The sequence below is a fragment of the Archangium violaceum genome (genome assembly GCF_016887565.1).
GTDB classification, from domain to species: domain Bacteria; phylum Myxococcota; class Myxococcia; order Myxococcales; family Myxococcaceae; genus Archangium; species Archangium violaceum_B.
In genome coordinates this window covers 3,963,267-3,979,629 of record NZ_CP069396.1, presented here as the reverse complement: position 1 = coordinate 3,979,629, position 16,363 = coordinate 3,963,267, and the positions used below count along the sequence as shown (strand labels likewise).

The 16,363-nt window shown below is 68.0% G+C and carries 16 protein-coding genes; 15 read left to right on the top strand and 1 reads right to left on the bottom strand.

Annotated features, from left to right (window positions below; all coding sequences use genetic code 11):
- The first annotated feature begins 14 nt into the window (after positions 1–14).
- Both JRI60_RS16450 and JRI60_RS16445 read left to right on the top strand, forming a co-directional pair.
- Positions 15–872: an MbnP family copper-binding protein gene (locus tag JRI60_RS16450; RefSeq protein ID WP_204226813.1), complete on the top strand. Its 858-nt coding sequence runs from the start codon at positions 15–17 to the stop codon at positions 870–872.
- 40 nt (positions 873–912) lie between these two features.
- The gene (locus tag JRI60_RS16445) at positions 913–2,016 is read left to right on the top strand and encodes a methanobactin export MATE transporter MbnM (protein WP_204226812.1); all 1,104 of its coding nucleotides are present in this window, start codon (positions 913–915) and stop codon (positions 2,014–2,016) included.
- 57 nt (positions 2,017–2,073) lie between these two features.
- Here the strand turns inward: JRI60_RS16445 and JRI60_RS16440 are convergent, their stop codons facing one another.
- Positions 2,074–2,334, bottom strand: a complete 261-nt coding sequence (locus JRI60_RS16440; protein WP_204226811.1) for a mersacidin/lichenicidin family type 2 lantibiotic — start codon at positions 2,332–2,334, stop codon at positions 2,074–2,076.
- 130 nt (positions 2,335–2,464) lie between these two features.
- On the opposite strand from JRI60_RS16440, the gene JRI60_RS16435 reads away from it, so the two are divergent.
- The 13 genes from JRI60_RS16435 (at position 2,465) to JRI60_RS16375 (ending at position 16,362) form a co-directional block, all read left to right on the top strand.
- The gene (locus tag JRI60_RS16435) at positions 2,465–3,445 is read left to right on the top strand and encodes a ParB/RepB/Spo0J family partition protein (RefSeq protein ID WP_204226810.1); all 981 of its coding nucleotides are present in this window, start codon (positions 2,465–2,467) and stop codon (positions 3,443–3,445) included.
- A 21-nt stretch (positions 3,446–3,466) separates the two neighbouring features.
- Entirely contained in the window at positions 3,467–4,882 is a 1,416-nt protein-coding gene (locus JRI60_RS16430; RefSeq protein ID WP_204226809.1) for a sigma-54-dependent transcriptional regulator, read from the top strand.
- Positions 4,883–5,026: 144 nt separating this feature from the next.
- Positions 5,027–5,986, top strand: a complete 960-nt coding sequence (gspC, locus tag JRI60_RS16425; protein ID WP_275439302.1) for a type II secretion system protein GspC — start codon at positions 5,027–5,029, stop codon at positions 5,984–5,986.
- 26 nt (positions 5,987–6,012) lie between these two features.
- A complete protein-coding gene (gene gspD / locus JRI60_RS16420) occupies positions 6,013–8,556 on the top strand; it encodes a type II secretion system secretin GspD (protein ID WP_204226808.1) in 2,544 nt (847 codons plus the stop codon).
- Positions 8,557–8,559: 3 nt separating this feature from the next.
- Positions 8,560–10,353 carry a type II secretion system ATPase GspE gene (gene gspE, locus JRI60_RS16415; protein ID WP_204226807.1) on the top strand — a complete coding sequence of 598 codons (1,794 nt, stop codon included), beginning with the start codon at positions 8,560–8,562 and terminating at the stop codon, positions 10,351–10,353.
- 66 nt (positions 10,354–10,419) lie between these two features.
- The gene (gene gspF / locus JRI60_RS16410) at positions 10,420–11,676 is read left to right on the top strand and encodes a type II secretion system inner membrane protein GspF (RefSeq protein WP_204226806.1); all 1,257 of its coding nucleotides are present in this window, start codon (positions 10,420–10,422) and stop codon (positions 11,674–11,676) included.
- Positions 11,677–11,689: 13 nt separating this feature from the next.
- The gene (locus JRI60_RS16405) at positions 11,690–11,839 is read left to right on the top strand and encodes a hypothetical protein (RefSeq protein ID WP_204226805.1); all 150 of its coding nucleotides are present in this window, start codon (positions 11,690–11,692) and stop codon (positions 11,837–11,839) included.
- A 26-nt stretch (positions 11,840–11,865) separates the two neighbouring features.
- On the top strand, positions 11,866–12,282 hold the full coding sequence (gene gspG / locus JRI60_RS16400) for a type II secretion system major pseudopilin GspG (RefSeq protein WP_430384383.1): 417 nt from the start codon (positions 11,866–11,868) through the stop codon (positions 12,280–12,282).
- Positions 12,283–12,304: 22 nt separating this feature from the next.
- Entirely contained in the window at positions 12,305–12,790 is a 486-nt protein-coding gene (locus JRI60_RS16395; RefSeq protein WP_204226803.1) for a type II secretion system protein GspG, read from the top strand.
- Positions 12,787–13,509, top strand: coding sequence for a pilus assembly FimT family protein (locus JRI60_RS16390; RefSeq protein WP_204226802.1), 723 nt, complete (start codon positions 12,787–12,789; stop codon positions 13,507–13,509). Before JRI60_RS16395 ends, JRI60_RS16390 begins: the two co-directional genes overlap by 4 nt.
- Complete coding sequence (locus JRI60_RS16385; protein WP_204226801.1) at positions 13,506–14,336, top strand: prepilin-type N-terminal cleavage/methylation domain-containing protein; 831 nt, start codon at positions 13,506–13,508, stop codon at positions 14,334–14,336. Before JRI60_RS16390 ends, JRI60_RS16385 begins: the two co-directional genes overlap by 4 nt.
- Positions 14,333–15,004: a type II secretion system protein GspJ gene (locus JRI60_RS16380; protein ID WP_204226800.1), complete on the top strand. Its 672-nt coding sequence runs from the start codon at positions 14,333–14,335 to the stop codon at positions 15,002–15,004. The genes JRI60_RS16385 and JRI60_RS16380 overlap by 4 nt, the downstream gene beginning before the upstream one ends.
- A gap of 2 nt (positions 15,005–15,006) precedes the next feature.
- Entirely contained in the window at positions 15,007–16,362 is a 1,356-nt protein-coding gene (locus JRI60_RS16375) for a general secretion pathway protein GspK (protein ID WP_204226799.1), read from the top strand.
- Position 16,363 lies beyond the last annotated feature (1 nt).

Here is a 16,363-nt window from a genome sequence, read left to right as displayed (position 1 = left end):
CCCCGAGGTGCACGATGAAGGTCCCGAAGAAGCCCCTCCCGCCACTCCTGCTGCTCTCAACGCTCTCGCTCCTCCAGGCTTGTGGAGGCGAATCCGCCGGAAAGAAGTTCTCCGTGAGGTTCAGCCCCCAGGTGGGCGAGCAGGCGCTGCGCTGCGATGCGAGCTACCCGAGCCTCGGGAAGACGGGCTCCACGGTGCGGCTCATCGACTTCAAGATGTACGTGAGGGACGTCACGCTCGTGCGCGCCAATGGGGAGAAGCACGCGCTCGCATTGGAGCAGGACGGGACGTGGCAGCGAGATGCCATCGCGCTGCTCGACTTCGAGGACCGCACCGGCACCTGTGAAACCGGCACCCCGGAGACGCGCTTCGAGGTGGTGGGCCAGGCACCGGACTTCGATGACTACACAGGCCTGGAGTTCAAGGTGGGGGTGCCCGAGGAACTGAACCACCTGAACGGCACCACGGCGCCACCTCCACTCAATAATGATGCCATGTCGTGGGGCTGGATGAACGGCTACAAGTTCCTGCACCTGGACGTGAGCACGAGCAAGAACCCCAAGTTCTTCTTCCATCTGGGCGCGTCCGGCTGCACCGGCAACACGGTCGAGGGCTATACCTGTGCCGCCTCCAACCAGACGACGGTGGCCCTGAGCGGCTTCAACCCCGAGCACAACCAGGTGGCGCTCGACCTGGCGGCCCTCTACGCCGACACGGACCTGAATCACACCATCGATCACAAGACGGACTTCGTCGCCGGCTGCATGTCGTCCACCACCGACCCCGAGTGCCCGGCGCTCTTCGAGCAGGTGGGGCTGGCGGCGGATGGCACCGCGCAGACCGTGCCCGCCTCGTTCATCCGCGTCCGGTGAGCACATGCCATCCCGACCCCTCTCAGCATGGAGCATCGCGATGCTGGCGGTGCTCCTCCTCGCCGCCTGTGGAGCGGAGACGAAGCCCTACGCGTGGCAACTGCCCGCGGGCTTCCCGGAGCCCTTCGTCCCCGAGGACAACCCCATGTCCGAGGAGAAGGTGACGCTGGGCCGCTACCTCTTCTACGACAAGCGCCTGTCCGGCAACGGCACCATGTCCTGCGGGAGCTGCCACGAGCAGAAGCGGGCCTTCAGCGACGGCAAGACGACGCCCACCGGCTCCACGGGGGAGCACGTGGCGCGCAACTCTCCGGGCCTGGCCAATGTGGCCTGGCTCGCCACGTACACCTGGGCCAACCCCGTGCTCGACACGCTGGAGAAGCAGGCGCTGGTGCCGCTCTTTGGCGAGGTGCCGGTGGAGCTGGGTGTGAACGGGCACCTGGACGAGGTGCTCCAACGGTTGCGCGAGGACGCGCGCTACCCCGCCCTGTTCCACGAGGCCTTCCCGGAAGACGAGGACCCCGTCAGCAAGGACAACGTCGTGAAGGCGCTCGCGTCCTTCCAGCGCACGTTGATCTCTGGCAGCTCACCCTATGACCGCTACCTTCAGGGTGACCTCGATGCGCTGTCCGGCGCCGCGAAGCGGGGCATGGACCTGTTCTTCTCCGAGCGCGCCGAGTGCTACCACTGCCACAGCGGGCCGCACTTGACGAACTCCTTCCGCTCGAAGGACACGAAGCAGCTGCAGCGGGACTTCCAGAACACGGGCCTCTACAACGTGGATGGGCAGGGCGGCTACCCGGGGGACAACACCGGCCTCTTCGAGTTCACCCGCGACCCGCGCGACATGGGGCGCTTCCGCGTGCCGGCCCTGCGCAACGTGGCCCTCACGGCGCCCTACATGCACGACGGCAGCGTGGCCACCTTGGAGGAAGTGCTGGAGTTCTACATGGCCGGTGGGCGTGACGTGACGATCGGCCCCTTCGTGGGAGACGGCCGGGCGAGCCCGTTGAAGAACCCGCTGGTGCGCCCCTTCGAGCTCAGCGCCCAGGAGCGCGCCGACCTCATCGCCTTCCTGGAGAGCCTCACCGACACGGACTTCGTGAACGACCCGAGGTTCAGCGACCCCTTCGGTGGCGAGTGACACGGCCGGGGCTCGGCGGCAGGTCGAGCCCCCACCAGTGCGTATACGCTCATGCGCTCAGATGGCGGCTTCCGCCTTCGTGAACGAGCAGTTGATGATACCGCAGGTGAGGCGGCCGTCCGTACAGCCCGTACCCGGGGGGAGGGTCCCCGTATCCTTCACCAACGCCCCGCCGATGATCCGACGCAACTCGGTCTCATCCAGCTCGGACAGGGACTCTCCAGAGGGGCTCTCGGGGAGGGAGGCGCGTTCCTCGGAGGAGAGGCTGGCGCGGAACGCGGGGTCCTTCCAGGCCCGGACGATCATTTCCTTCTTCATGGCGGTGGCTCCGATGTTCAGGCCCTCCCCGGAGGTGGGAGGGGTCCATGAGGACAGACGGCCCCAATCCGGGATGTGACCCGAAGCCCGGCTGGCATAGAGTCCCCGCCTCCTGACGAGGGGGACGTCCATGGCAGCGAAGGCAGCGCGCAAGACAACCACCACCACCCGTCGGCCCCGCCGCAAGAAGGCCGAGCCCGCCTCCCGCGGTCTCACCCCCGCGCAGGTGGCCAGCGAGTCCTACATGCCGTCTCCCGAGCTGATTCAAGGCATCTCGGAGGATGGTGGCGAGGTGCTGAGCGTCTACAGGGACCCCCTGGGCGGGCACACGGTGGTGTTCGCCGCCCTCCCCATCGACAAGGTGGAGCCCACCCCGTACCAGCGCGACGTCTCCGAGCCCCATGTGAAGCGGCTCGCGGGCGCCATGGAGCGGTTGGATCGCTTCCTGGATCCCATCATCGCCATCCGCAAGGAGGGCAGGTACTGGACGCCCAACGGCAACCACCGGCTCCAGGCCTCGAAGCTGCTGGGCGGCAAGTCCATCATGGCCCTGGTGCTGCCCGACGAGGACGTGGCGTATCAGATCCTCGCCCTCAACACGGAGAAGGCGCACAACCTGAAGGAGCGCTCGCTCGAGGTCATCCGCATGCACCGGGGCCTCACCGGGGCGCGCGCCGGGCGGGAGTCGGAGTTCGCCCACCTCTTCGAGGAGCCCGCCTTCCTCACCCTCGGGGCCGCCTACGAGAAGCGGCCGCGCTTCTCCGGGGGCGCCTACAACCCCTTCATCAAGCGGGTGGAGTCCTTCCTGGAACTGCCCATGGCCGAGGCCCTCCGGGTGCGCGAGGCCCGCGCCGACAAGCTCCTGGAGCTGGATGACGCCGTGGCCTCCGTGGTGACCTCCCTCAAGGAGCGCGGCCTGCAGAGCCCCTACCTCAAGAACTTCGTCGTGGCCCGCATCAACTTCCTACGCTTCAAGAAGGAGGGCACCGCCGAGTTCGACCCCACCGTGTCCCGGATGATCTCCAGCGCCCGGCGGTTCAACCTGGACAAGGTGAACCGCGAGGACCTCGGCCGCATGAGTGGCCCCCTGCTGGCCGAGGACGAGGAATAGGGATTGCAAGGCGCCAGCACCATGACCACCCCCCCGACCACTGTCCTGGTCGTCGATGACGACCGGGCCAACCTGGACTCCGTCGCCCGCATCTTCCAGCGCGAGGGCCTGGAGACACTCACCGCCAGCAACGGCACCGAGGCCCTGGAGCTGCTGCGCCGGCCCGAGGTGAGCGTGATGGTGACGGATCTGATGATGCCGGGCATGGATGGGCAGGAGCTGCTCAAGGCCTCGCGCACCATCCGGCCAGACGTGGAGGTGGTGCTGATGACGGCCTACGGCACGGTGGAGACGGCCGTGGCCGCCATGAAGGACGGGGCCTACGACTTCATCACCAAGCCCCTCAAGCGCCACTCGCTGGTGAAGTCGGTGCAGAAGGCGCTGGAGCGGCACGAGCTGGCCGCGGAGAACCGCGTCCTCAAGGCGAAGCTGGCGGAGATGGGCAACGCCGGTGGGCGCGCCATGGTGGGCCAGTCCCCCGCCTTCCGGGCGATGATGGACACCCTGCGCCAGGCCGCGCCCTCCACCGCCACGGTGCTGCTGCTGGGCGAGTCCGGCACCGGCAAGGAGCTGGCCGCGCGCGCCCTGCACGAGCAGTCCAACCGCGCCAGGGGACCCTTCGTCGCCATCAACTGCGGCGCCCTCCCCGAGAGCATCCTCGAGGCGGAGCTCTTCGGCGTGGAGCGCGGCGCCTTCACCGGCGCGGTGGCCCGCCGCGAGGGCCGCTTCGAGCGCGCCAACGGGGGCACCCTCTTCCTGGACGAGGTGGGTGAGATGCCCCTGTCCGCCCAGGTGAAGCTCCTCCGCGTGCTGCAGGAAGGGGAGCTCGAGCGGCTGGGTGGCACCCAGACCGTCAAGGTGGATGTCCGCATCGTGGCCGCCACCAACAAGGACCTGCAGCGCGAGGTGGCCGAGGGCCGCTTCCGCGAGGACCTCTACTACCGCCTGAACGTGGTGGAGGTGCGCGTCCCGGCGCTCGCCTCGCGCCGCGAGGACATCCCCCTGCTGGCCGATGCCTTCCTCCGCCGCTTCGCCGCCAAGAATGGCAAGGCCCTGCGTGGCTTCTCGCCCGACGCCGTGAGCGTCCTGGAGAACTACGCCTGGCCGGGCAACGTACGAGAGTTGGAGCACGCCGTGGAGCGCGCGGTGGTGCTCGCCAAGAGTGACGTGTTGGAGGTGGCGGATCTCCCCGAGGCGGTACGCAAAGGGCCCCTGGGCTCGGCCGGACAACTCGTCATCCCCATCGGCACCCCCATGGAGGAGATCGAACGCCGGGTGATCCACGAGACCCTGCGCCACACCAAGGGGGACAAGACGCTGGCCGCCCGTCTGCTGGGCATCGCCGCCCGCACCATCTACCGGAAGCTGGAGCGCGAGGCCTCCGGCTCCCCCGGCGGCGGTGGTGACGAGGGTCCCGGCTCCAACCCGGCCGAGTGACAGCCCGTCATGCCATCCTCCCGGCCGCTGACATTTTGTCCCACGCCGTCGCGGCCCTGACTCCTGCTCCGGACGGCCTGGCTTATTCCGGAATGATTTCAAGCACTTGGCTGTAAGGCTCGGGTTGCCCGCTCCCCTTCGTGGATGGCACCCCACTTGCTCAATCCCGAGCAGGCCTTTTCTGGACGCGTGATGGAACTCTTCTTCCGCAAGTACTTCTGGACCGTGAACCTGGTCTTCATCCTGCTCGTCGCACTGCTGGCGGCGCGCACGGTGAACCTGTTCGTGGAGTCCGCCCTCACCCCGCTGCCGTCGGGCCAGGTGTCGGCGCCGCAGAAGGCGAAGCCCCTGGAGATGTTGGCGTCGCTGGATCTCAAGCGCGTGTCGGACCTGACCGGCGTGGCCGTGCCCGAGCCCGACCCCATCGTCAGCGAGCCCGTCACCCCCGTGGTGGATCCCGACGCCGCGCCGGTGAAGAGCGGCCTGAGGGTGAAGCTGCTGGGCACCCTGGTGGCCAGCGACAAGCTGTGGTCGGTGGCCTCGGTGCAGGACATGAACAACCAGCGCTCCACCACGTACATGGTGGGTGACCGCATCCAGGGCGCCGAGGTGATCGACATCGAGCGCGAGCGCGTCATCATCCTCAACAATGGCCGCAAGGAGTTCATCGACGGCCAGCCCGGGGATGGCGCCGCGCCCGTGGCCGCCTACACCCCGCCCGTCACCACGCCCGTGCAGCCGCCGCCCGGCAACGGCATGGGCAACGGCATCAAGGCCCTCAGCGAGAACGACTACGAGGTGCCTCGCACGGAGATCGACCGCACCCTGGCCAACCTCAACGACGTGGCCATGCAGGCGCGCATCGTGCCGGCCTTCAAGGACGGCCAGGCGCAGGGCTTCAAGCTCTTCTCCATCCGCCCGGACTCCATCTACTCGAAGATCGGCGTCCAGAACGGCGACGTCATCAAGCGCATCAACGGCTTCGAGCTCAACAGCCCGGAGAAGGCCCTCGAGGTCTACACCAAGCTGAAGGAAGCCTCGCGGATCGAGATCGAGCTGGAGCGCAATGGCTCGAGCATCCGCAAGAACTACACCATCCGCTAACACCACCCGCAGTACCCCGCCCCTCCATGAAGACGCTTCCGTCCTGGTTGCTCCTGCTGTGCCTCGGGCTGAGCAGCATGCCCGCGCTGGCGCAGCGCCGCCCTGGCCCGCCTCCCGCCGGAGATACGGGCGATCGGCAGATCTCCCCGCAGAACGCCAACGGCCCCGAGGCCGGCGCCGCCACCGTGCGGCCCACGCCCACGTGCGAGGAGGTGCGTCGCCGCGCCCGCTACGGCATCTACTTCGACAAGGTGGACATCGAGAAGCTGGTGCAGACGGTGTCGGACGCCACCTGCCGCACCTTCATCCTCCCGGAGAACGTGCGCGGGAAGATCTCCATCATCGGTCCGGAGAACGGGCGGGTGGAGGTGGACGCGGACCAGTTCTACGCCGCCTTCCTCGCGGCGCTCGACGCCAACGGCCTGTCCGTCTACCAGCACGGGCGCTTCCTGAAGATCGTCGACAAGCGCGCCGCCAAGCAGAACCCCATCCCCACGCTGGTGGATCCGGACGCGAGCTACACCACCAACGAGCAGATGATCACCAAGCTGTTCCGCATCAAGAACGTGGAGGTGGAGCCCCTCCGCGGCGTGCTGCAGCAGCTGGTGTCCAAGGACGGCGACACCATCCCGTACCCGCCGGACATCATCATCATCAACGACGTGGGCTCCAACGTGCACCGGCTCGAGCGTCTCATCGACCAGCTCGACTCGCGCGCGGCCAGTGACGAGGTGCGCATCATCCCGGTGCAGTACGCCACCGCCCAGGACGTCGCCGGCACGGTGCAGAAGCTCTTCGAGCAGAAGAGTGGTGGCGGTGGCCGCCCCGGCCAGCGGGGTGCCCCCGCGGTGATGCCCGGTCAGCCCGCGCCCGGAATGGAGGGCGTGCCCCCTCCCGGCGGCGCCGAGGGCTCGGCCAACGGCCCGGTGACCTTCTCGCAGATCATCCCCGACGAGCGCACCAACAAGCTCATCGTCGTGGCCAGCCCCGCCGCCTTCGAGCGCATCCAGAGCCTGGTGCGCGAGCTGGACATCCCCACCGCCGGCACCGAGCGCATCAACGTCTACCCGCTGGAGAACGCCAACGCGGAGGAGATGGCCAGCACGCTGCAGACGCTGTCGCAGGGCAGCACCACCCGGCCTCGCAACCCCATCCCGGCCCCGCCCACCCCGGGCGCTCCCCGTGGCGGCACCAGCGCCGCCGAGCTCTTCGCCGGTGAGGTGAAGATCTCCGCGGACAAGGGCACCAACTCGCTCGTCATCATCGCCAGCCAGAGCGACTACCGCAGCCTCGTCCGGGTCATCCGGCAGCTGGACAAGCCGCGCCGCCAGGTGTTCGTCGAGGCGGTCATCATGGAGGTCAACCTGGACCGCAGCAACCGCTTCGGCCTCAACCTCCACACCGGCTACTCGTTGAGCACGCCGCTCGGCCAGGGCTCGGGCATCGTCGGCACCAAGTACAGCACCAGCGGCACGCCCCCCTCCTTCTCGCTGGCGAGCCTGGCCAGCTTCGGCGGCTTCCTCGCCGGCATCCAGGGCCCCGTCATCCCCGAGCTGAAGAACCTGGGCATCGACATCCCCGCCTTCGGCGTGGTGCTGCAGGCCATGCAGCAGAGCTCGGATGCCAACGTGCTCTCCACCCCGCACATCCTCACCAGCGACAACGAGGAGGCGGAGATCACCGTGGGCCAGAACGTGCCCTTCCAGTCGGGCTTCACGCCCACCTCGCTGGGCACCGGCATCGGCACCACGGGCACCGCCGGCGGCGTCTCCTCCTCGCTGCTGGGCGCCCTGGGCGGCCTGGGCAGCCTCTACGCCCCCATCACCCGCCAGAACGTGGAGCTCAAGCTCACCGTCAAGCCGCAGATCAACGAGAGCGACTTCATCCGCATGACCATCACCGAGCAGACCGAGGAGATCGCCTCGACGGATCAGGTGCTCGGTCCCACCACCTCCAAGCGCAGCGCCAAGACGACGGTGGTGGCGAAGGATCAGGAGACGGTGGTCATCGGCGGCATCATGCAGGACCGCACCATCGAGTCCGTCGTCAAGGTGCCCATCCTGGGTGACGTGCCCCTGCTCGGCCACCTCTTCCGGGACACCACCACGCGCAAGACGAAGACGAACCTGCTGCTCTTCCTCACGCCCTACATCATCCGCGAGCAGTCGGACTTCCGGCGCATCTTCGAGCGCAAGATGGCCGAGCGGCAGCAGTTCGTGGAGCAGTTCTACGGGCAGGTGGCCGGCTACGACGTGCCGGTGGACTTCACCCGCAAGGCCGGACCGCTGAGCCGCATGCGCCAGGTGCTGTACACCGAGCAGAGCAAGGTGGAGAACGGCGGCCCCGGTCTGCCGGGCGAGCGCGTCATCCGGCCCGAGGGCTCCCAGGCTCCCGCCGGCCCCTCGTCCGCCGGCTCGGCGCCCACCCGGGCCGGGGAAGTCCCGCCCCCGCAGGAGGGTTCCGTATCCCCAGTGCCGTCGGAGGAGCCCCCCGTACAACCTCCGCCTGCGCCTCCCGCGGAGGATCAGGAGCGTCTGCGCATCCAGCCGGATTCGGGGAACGAGAGATAGACCATGAGCCTGCTCGCTGACGCCCCGCTCGCCAAGCCCGCCGACACCGCCACCCAGGTCGTCGCCCACGGTCCCGCCTACCTGTGCGGCCGACCGCTGGGGGAGATCCTCCGCCACACCTGTGGCCTCTCCGAGGAGAAGCTCCAGGAGGCGCTCCAGCTCCAGGCCGAGAAGGGCGGCCGGCTGGGGGAGATCCTGGTGGGCATCAAGGCCCTCGGCGAGGAGGACGTGGCCAAGGCGCTCGGCCTCCAGCTGGACCTGCCCTACCTGGCGCGCATCTTCCTCGAGGAGGTGGACGCGGAGCTCATCAAGCGGGTGCCCATCAACTTCGCCAAGCAGGCGCGCATCCTCCCCCTGTCCGTGGACGGGGACGCGGTGGCCCTGGCCGTGGCGGATCCGCTGGACACCACCGTGCTGGACCATGCGCGGATGCTGCTGGGGCAGAACGTCCACCCGCGCATCGCGCTCGCCTCCACCATCGTGGACGCCATCAACAGCGTCTATGACCGCGCCACCAACGAGGCCGAACAGCTGGTGGACGAGCTGGAGGCGACGGACCTGGACTCGCTCGCCCACGAGCTGGACGAGCCCAAGGACATCCTCGACGCGGAGAGCGACGAGGCGCCCATCATCCGGCTCGTCAACTCCGTGCTCTTCCGCGCCGCCAAGGAGCGCGCCAGCGACATCCACATCGAGCCCATGGAGCGCGAGCTCATGGTGCGCTTCCGCGTGGACGGCGTGCTGCAGGAGATCATCAAGCCGCCCAAGCGCTACCAGAGCGCCATCGTCAGCCGCGTGAAGGTGATGGGGCAGCTGAACATCGCGGAGAAGCGCCTGCCGCAGGACGGCCGCATCCGCATCAAGCTGGCCGGCCGCGACATCGACATCCGTCTGTCCACCATCCCCACCACCTTCGGCGAGCGCATCGTCATGCGCTTGCTGGACAAGAACACCACGCTCTTGGACCTGACCGAGCTGGGCATGGCGGCCCACACGCTCGAGGGCATGGAGCACGTCATCCGCCGCCCGCACGGCATCGTCCTGGTGACGGGCCCCACCGGTAGCGGCAAGACGACCACGCTCTACGGCGCGCTCTCGCGCATCAACACCCCGGACCTCAACATCCTCACCGTCGAGGACCCGGTCGAGTACCAGCTCAAGGGCATCGGCCAGATGGCCATCAGCCCGAAGATCGGCCTCACCTTCGCCCAGGGCCTGCGCTCCTTCCTGCGTCAGGACCCGGACGTCATCATGGTGGGCGAAATCCGCGACAAGGAGACGGCGGAGATCGCCATCCAGGCGTCGCTGACGGGCCACCTGGTGTTCTCCACGGTGCACACCAACGACGCGGCCAGCGCCGTCACCCGTCTGGTGGACATGGGCGTGGAGCCCTTCCTCGTGGCCTCCTCGCTCACGGCCATCCTCGCCCAGCGCCTGGTGCGCCGCGTGTGCCCGGACTGCCGGGTGCAGTACACGCCCACCGACGAGGAGCTCAAGGAGATCACCCTCACCCGCGCGACGCTCAAGGAGCGCTACGGGGTGGAGAAGATCTACAGGGCCACCGGCTGCCCCTCCTGCGGCCAGAACGGCTACCGCGGCCGCACCGGTATCTACGAGCTGCTGCTCGTGGACGAGACCGTGCGCCAGCTGGCCCTCAAGAACGTGGACGCCTCCACCATCAAGAAGGCCGCCGTGGCCAGCGGCATGAAGACGCTGCTGGACGACGGCGCACGCAAGATCGCCCTGGGAGAGACCACCATCGCCGAGGTCCTCAGCATCACCCAGGAGGATCTCTAAAGCACACCCGCCCCGGCCCTCCCGGAAGGGAGTGGCGCGGGGTGTGGTTTTACTGCGCGAGCCACCATGCCAGTCTTCGAGTACAAGGCCCTTGATCAGGCCGGAAAATCCATCCGTGGAATGCTTGAGGCGGATTCGCCCAAGACGCTGCGCTCCCAGCTGCGCAAGGACGGCAAGTTCCTGACGGAGGTCATCGGTCAGGCCGAGGGCGGCCGTGCCGGCGTGCGCAAGGGCGCCAACGCGGCCCAGGCCGACCGCGAGGTGAACTTCGGCAAGATGGCGCGCGGTCGCATCACCACCGACGACATCGCCATCACCACCCGCCAGCTCGCCACCCTGCTGGGCGCGGGCGTCACCCTGGTGGAGTCGCTCAGCGCGCTGGTGGACCAGGTGGAGAAGGAGAAGCTCAAGCTCATCCTCTCCGAGGTGAAGAGCCGGGTGAACGAGGGCTCGTCCCTGGCGGACGCGCTCGCGGTGCACCAGAAGGTGTTCGGCGCGCTCTACGTGAACATGATTCGCGCCGGCGAGCACTCGGGCGCGCTGGACACGGTGCTCCTGCGCCTGGCGGACTTCACCGAGAGCCAGTCCAAGCTGCAGCAGAAGATCATCGGCACGATGACCTACCCCGCCATCATGATGCTGGTGGGCGCGGGCATCCTCACCATGCTGATGGTGGTCGTCATCCCGAAGGTCACGAAGATCTTCACCACGATGAAGGCCACCCTGCCCATCACCACCCGCATCCTCATCTGGGGCAGCAACTTCCTGCGCGACTGGTGGTTCATCCTCTTCCCGCTCGTCGGCCTCATCGTCTTCTCGCTGATGACGTACTTCCGCAGCCCGAAGGGCCGGCCGGTGTGGGACCGCTTCGCCCTCAAGGCGCCCATCTTCGGCAGCCTGCTGCGCCTGCTGGCCATCTCGCGCTTCGCCCGCACGCTCGCCACGCTCCTCAAGAGCGGCGTGCCCCTGCTGACGGCCATGGACATCACCAAGGCGGTGGTGACCAACTCGGTGCTGTCCGACGTGGTGGAGAAGGCCCGCGACGCCGTCCGGGAGGGCGAGAGCATCGCCGCGCCCCTCAAGCGCTCGGGCGAGTTCCCGCCGCTCGTCTACCACATGGTCTCCATTGGCGAGCGCTCCGGCCAGCTGGAGGACATGCTGTTGTCGGTGGCGGACAGCTACGAGAACCAGGTGAACGTGCGCATCGGCGCCCTCACCTCCATGCTCGAGCCCATCCTCACCGTGTTCATGGGCGTAATCATTGCATTCGTGGCCTTCTCGGTCCTGATGCCGATTCTGCAGGTGAACTCGGCCATCCGGTGACGGAGGCTTCACGATGAACGACTCGCTCGACCGGTGGATCCAGCGCGTCACCCTGGCGGCGCTGCTCGCCCTGACGGCGACGCTGCTGACCGTGGGGGTGGCGCTGTACTCCTCCAACTCCGAGGCCGGCACGGCGGCCACCAGCAGCGCGACTCAGCCCTAGGACATTTTGACAACATGAGGAAAGACATGAGCGACAAGAAGACCCAGCAGCAGCGCCGCCGCCAGCGCGGCATGACCCTCATCGAGATCATGGTGGTGATCACCATCCTGGGTCTCATCATGGCCGCGGTGGGCGTGGCGGTGATTCCGAAGCTGGACGAGGCCAAGCAGGACACGGCCCGGCTGGACATCGGCAACATCCAGCAGGCCCTCAAGCTCTACTACACGAAGAAGGGCAAGTTCCCCGACACGGGCACCGGCCTGAAGGCGCTGGTGGACACGAACAACCTGGAGCGCGTGCCCACCGACCCCTGGGGCCACGAGTACGTGTACATGAACGAGGGCGGCAAGCCCGTCATCATCTCCTACGGCGCCGACGGCACGCAGGGCGGCGAGGGTCCCGACGCGGACATCTCCTCGCGCGACGGCGCGGCCCAGAAGTAGCAAGGAAACGCGAGAGGACCCCATGACGACCCCAGAGCACGCTCCCACGCAGCAGCAGGCCGAAGCGACGGTGCGCCCGTCCCGCGTGGGACGGCTCCTCGTCGGCGGGGTCATCCTCGTGGCCACGGCGGGCGCCTTCGGCATCGCCAGCCTCACCTTCGACTCGACGCTCAGCCCGCTGCAGCGTCAGACGCGCGCGGAGATCCGCGGCCTGGAGGGCTACTTCAAGTCCTTCCACCGCATCACCGGCCGCTTCCCCTCCCAGGCGGAGAACTTCTATCCCCTCGTCCAGGTGGGCTTGCTGAAGGAGATGCCCGTGGATCCCTGGGGACGCCCGTACCAGTACCGGATGGACGGCGGGAAGGGTTACGTCATGTCCTATGGCGCCGACGGCCTGCCCGGCGGTTCCGGTGACGACGCGGATCTCATCAGCGGTGGCGTGCTGAACAACGCCATCCTGGGCACGCCCGAGCAGCAGCAGGAGGCGGCACGGGGAGGTCAGCCATGAGCGGGCTCGCACGCAGCAGGGCGCGGGAGCGCGGCTTCACCCTCATCGAGGTGTCCATCTCGCTGGGCATCGCCGCGGTGCTCTTCGCCGCCGTCACCCTGTCCATCGGCTCCATCACCGGCGCCAAGGCCAAGGCGTCCGCCGCCGAGCTGGCCGGCACCATCCGCTCGCTGTACGACACCGCCGCGCTCTCCGGGAAGACGTGCCGGCTCGTCTTCGAGCTGGCGGATCCGAAGGCCGAGGAAGAGGGGCCCACGCGCTACCGCGCCGAGTGCGCCGCGGGGAACGTCACCACCGCGCGAGACCGGGACACGATGCTGCGCGACGAGGCGCGCGAGCAGGAGGACGCGAAGCGCAACCAGAGCCGCTCCGACACGCGCCGCAACTACGCGCGTGACAGCGATGACGAGCCCGGCCTGGATGAGATCCTCGCGCAGGAGGAGGGCCGCGTGGAGAACGCCGCCCGCTTCTCCGCCTTCACGGCCGAGGAGATCAAACCGCGCGAGCTGCCCTCGGGCGTCACCGTCTCCGTGTGGACGCGCCACCAGCGCGAGACCGTCGAGAAGGGTGTCGCCTACCTCTACTTCTTCCCCCAGGGCTACACGGAGAAGGCCCAGGTCTACGTGCGCCAGGGTGACAACGTCTGGACGCTCGCCGTCTCGCCCCTGACCGGCAAGGTCGAGATCGTGGGCGAGGCTCTGGAGGTGCCTCGGTCATGAGACGCACCCGTGGCTTCACCCTGTTGGAGACGGTGGTGGCGCTCGCCATCCTGGCGTTGGCGCTCATGGCCATCTTCGACATCAACTCCGGCGCGGTGGCCAACCACGCCTACGCCAAGAAGCTCACCGTGGCCACGCTCCTGGCCCGCTCGAAGATGACGGACCTGGAGCAGCAGCTCTACGACGACGGCTTCTCCAACGACGACAAGGAGGAGTCCGGCGACTTCTCCCAGGAGGGCTGGGACAACTTCAAGTGGCGGGCGAAGATCATCGCCCCGAACACCGAGGGTGTGACGCCGGATCAGCTCATCGGCGCCATCTTCAACCTGCCCATCGGCGAGGGCGGGGACCTGAGCGGCCTGGCCTCCATGTTCGGCGGGAGCGGGGGCAAGGACGACAAGGGCGGCTCCTCGCAGACCACCGCCAACCCCATGGCGGGCGCCGCGATGGGCATGGCCCAGCCCATGTTCACCCAGATGGTGCAGCAGATCACCCAGACGGTGCGCGAGGTGCACCTCACCGTCTACTGGCGCGAGGGCACGCAGGTGGAGAGCCTGGACGTCGTCACGCACGTGGTGTCGCTGGGCCCCGGCTCGGACCGCAACGGCAGCAGCGCCTTCACGCCGCAGCAGGGCAGGCAGCCCGACAGCGTGAACAACCAGTGGGTGAACCCGGCCTCCGGCCAGATCGTGCCCAACCCCGTGCCCGGCCCCAACGGCCAGATGGTGGACCCGACGAGCGGTCAGCCCTTGATGAAGCGCAGCGACTGGCTCCAGCAGCGCAACGGTGGCGGCGGCGTGGTTCCCGGCGGAGGAGTGACGCGATGAGGCGCTCGATGCGTGGCTTCACGCTGATGGAGGTCATGATCGCCGTGGCCATCACCGCCCTCATGGGCGCGATGGTGGCCATGGCCTTCCAGACGGGCTTCCACGCCAAGGAAGTGGTCGAGGGAGAGGCCGACCACTACCGCGAGGTGCGGGTGGCCATGAACCGCATGGCGCGGGAGATCGGCTCCGCCTTCGTGAGCGACCGCTACGACGCCCGGCGCTACCGCGACCAGAACGACCGGCCCACCAACTTCGTGGGAGACGAGGACCGGCTGCTCTTCACCACCTTCGCGCACCAGCGCATGTACACGGACGCCAAGGAGTCCGACCAGGCGATCGTGGAGTACTCCCTCCAGTCGTCCTCGGAACGAGGGGCCGGCAACCGTCAGGACCTGATGCGACGCGAGAATCCGAATGTTGAGGACCGGATGGATCGCGGCGGAACGACGGATGTCCTCTTCGAGGGCGTGAAGAAGCTCGAATTCTCGTACTGGGACTCCGACCGCAAGGAGTGGGTGGACGAGTGGGACACCCGCCGGGTGGATCAGAAGTCCAAGCTGCCCACGCGCGTGCGCATCACCGTGGTGGCGCTCGACGATGACAACAAGGAAGTCCGCTACACCACCCAGACCCGTGTGATGCTCAACACGGAGCTGCCCAGGTACTGACCATGACGAGCCCCGAGCACGAGAAGGCCCGGCGGGTGGACGCTCCCCGCCGAGATGCCCGCAAGCACCGCCGTCAGCGCGGCGTGGCGCTCATCATCGCGGTGGTCGCCATCACCCTGCTGACCGTCGTGGCCACGGAGTTCGCCTACAACACGCGCGTGGACCTCCAGCTGGCGTCCAACCAGCGCGACGAGCTTCAGGCCACGTACATGGCGCGCTCCGGTGTGGCGCTCTCGCGCCTGCTGCTGCGCTTCCAGAAGCAGGTGGACCAGACGCCCATCCCGAATCTCGGGGCCATCGCCGGCAGCCTGCTCGGTGGCGGCACCACGCCGCCCGGCGGCCAGCAGCCGGCATCCTCGCTCAACATCCAGCTGTGGAAGCTGGCGCGCGTGGACTGCCACATGCTCAAGGGCATGGTGGCGGGCGGTGGCGCGGAGGGCGAGGGCGCGAGCGAGGAGGTTTCCGATCGGCCCGCGCTCCACGAGGACGACGAGAAGGCGGAAACCGAGCTCGCGCTGGGGCCGGAGAGGCGCTCCTTCGGCGGCTTCAGTGGCTGCTTCCTGGCCACCATCTCCGACGAGGAGGAGAAGCTCAACCTGCACCGCCTCAACGCGGGCAGCGGTGATGCGCTCCCCACCGCCATGCGGTTGATGGACCTGCTCGGGGACAAGCGCTTCGAGTTCCTGTTCTCGCGCGAAGACGCCAACGGCGTGCGCGTCTCGCCGCAGGACGTGGTCATCGCCCTCAAGGACTGGGTGGACGAGGATCAGGTGCAGTCGGCCATCAACCTCAACGATCCCGTCAATCCGCTCTCCAGTGGCTTCTCGGACGAGGGCGGGCCCTACAGCCGCTACGAGCCGCGCTACCAGCCGAAGAACGCGCGCTTCGACAGCATGGACGAGCTGTACCGGGTGCATGGGGTGAACGACCGCTTCATGGCCGCCTTCCGGGACCGGCTCACGGTGTACCCGGACGTCAACTCCAAGCCCAACGTCAACACGGATGACCCGCTGATGATGTACATGGCCATCCTGTCGGCGGCGGACCCGGCGCGGCCGGACCCGCGGCTGAAGGATCCTGTCTTCGTCCAGGAGCTCATCAGCCGCATCCGCGCGGCGCGTGCCTTCAGCTTCTTCGGCACGAGCGTGGCGGACTTCGTGACGGCCATCGAGGGCGCGGGCATCGCCGTCAACCCGACGCTCAAGGCGAACGTGGCCGGCAACCGCCTGCTCGGCGACAAGAGCACCACTTTCAGCATCAAGTCCGTCGGAGAAGCGGGCTCGGTCCAGAAGACCATCAGCGCCGTGATCAAGCTCGACGACGGACTTGGCAAGCTCCTGTATTGGAGAGAGGAATAAC

Bases quoted from the DNA above. Each gene is read 5' to 3' on its own strand.
- gspF (WP_204226806.1), top strand. From the start codon at position 10,420: ATGCCAGTCTTCGAGTACAAGGCCCTTGATCAGGCCGGAAAATCCATC.
- gspD (WP_204226808.1), top strand. From the start codon at position 6,013: ATGAAGACGCTTCCGTCCTGGTTGCTCCTGCTGTGCCTCGGGCTGAGC.
- JRI60_RS16380 (WP_204226800.1), top strand. From the start codon at position 14,333: ATGAGGCGCTCGATGCGTGGCTTCACGCTGATGGAGGTCATGATCGCC.
- JRI60_RS16435 (WP_204226810.1), top strand. From the start codon at position 2,465: ATGGCAGCGAAGGCAGCGCGCAAGACAACCACCACCACCCGTCGGCCC.
- JRI60_RS16390 (WP_204226802.1), top strand. From the start codon at position 12,787: ATGAGCGGGCTCGCACGCAGCAGGGCGCGGGAGCGCGGCTTCACCCTC.
- gspG (WP_430384383.1), top strand. From the start codon at position 11,866: ATGAGCGACAAGAAGACCCAGCAGCAGCGCCGCCGCCAGCGCGGCATG.
- JRI60_RS16440 (WP_204226811.1), bottom strand. From the start codon at position 2,334: ATGAAGAAGGAAATGATCGTCCGGGCCTGGAAGGACCCCGCGTTCCGC.
- JRI60_RS16445 (WP_204226812.1), top strand. From the start codon at position 913: ATGCTGGCGGTGCTCCTCCTCGCCGCCTGTGGAGCGGAGACGAAGCCC.
- JRI60_RS16395 (WP_204226803.1), top strand. From the start codon at position 12,305: ATGACGACCCCAGAGCACGCTCCCACGCAGCAGCAGGCCGAAGCGACG.
- gspE (WP_204226807.1), top strand. From the start codon at position 8,560: ATGAGCCTGCTCGCTGACGCCCCGCTCGCCAAGCCCGCCGACACCGCC.
- JRI60_RS16385 (WP_204226801.1), top strand. From the start codon at position 13,506: ATGAGACGCACCCGTGGCTTCACCCTGTTGGAGACGGTGGTGGCGCTC.
- JRI60_RS16450 (WP_204226813.1), top strand. From the start codon at position 15: ATGAAGGTCCCGAAGAAGCCCCTCCCGCCACTCCTGCTGCTCTCAACG.
- JRI60_RS16375 (WP_204226799.1), top strand. From the start codon at position 15,007: ATGACGAGCCCCGAGCACGAGAAGGCCCGGCGGGTGGACGCTCCCCGC.
- gspC (WP_275439302.1), top strand. From the start codon at position 5,027: ATGGCACCCCACTTGCTCAATCCCGAGCAGGCCTTTTCTGGACGCGTG.
- JRI60_RS16430 (WP_204226809.1), top strand. From the start codon at position 3,467: ATGACCACCCCCCCGACCACTGTCCTGGTCGTCGATGACGACCGGGCC.
- JRI60_RS16405 (WP_204226805.1), top strand. From the start codon at position 11,690: ATGAACGACTCGCTCGACCGGTGGATCCAGCGCGTCACCCTGGCGGCG.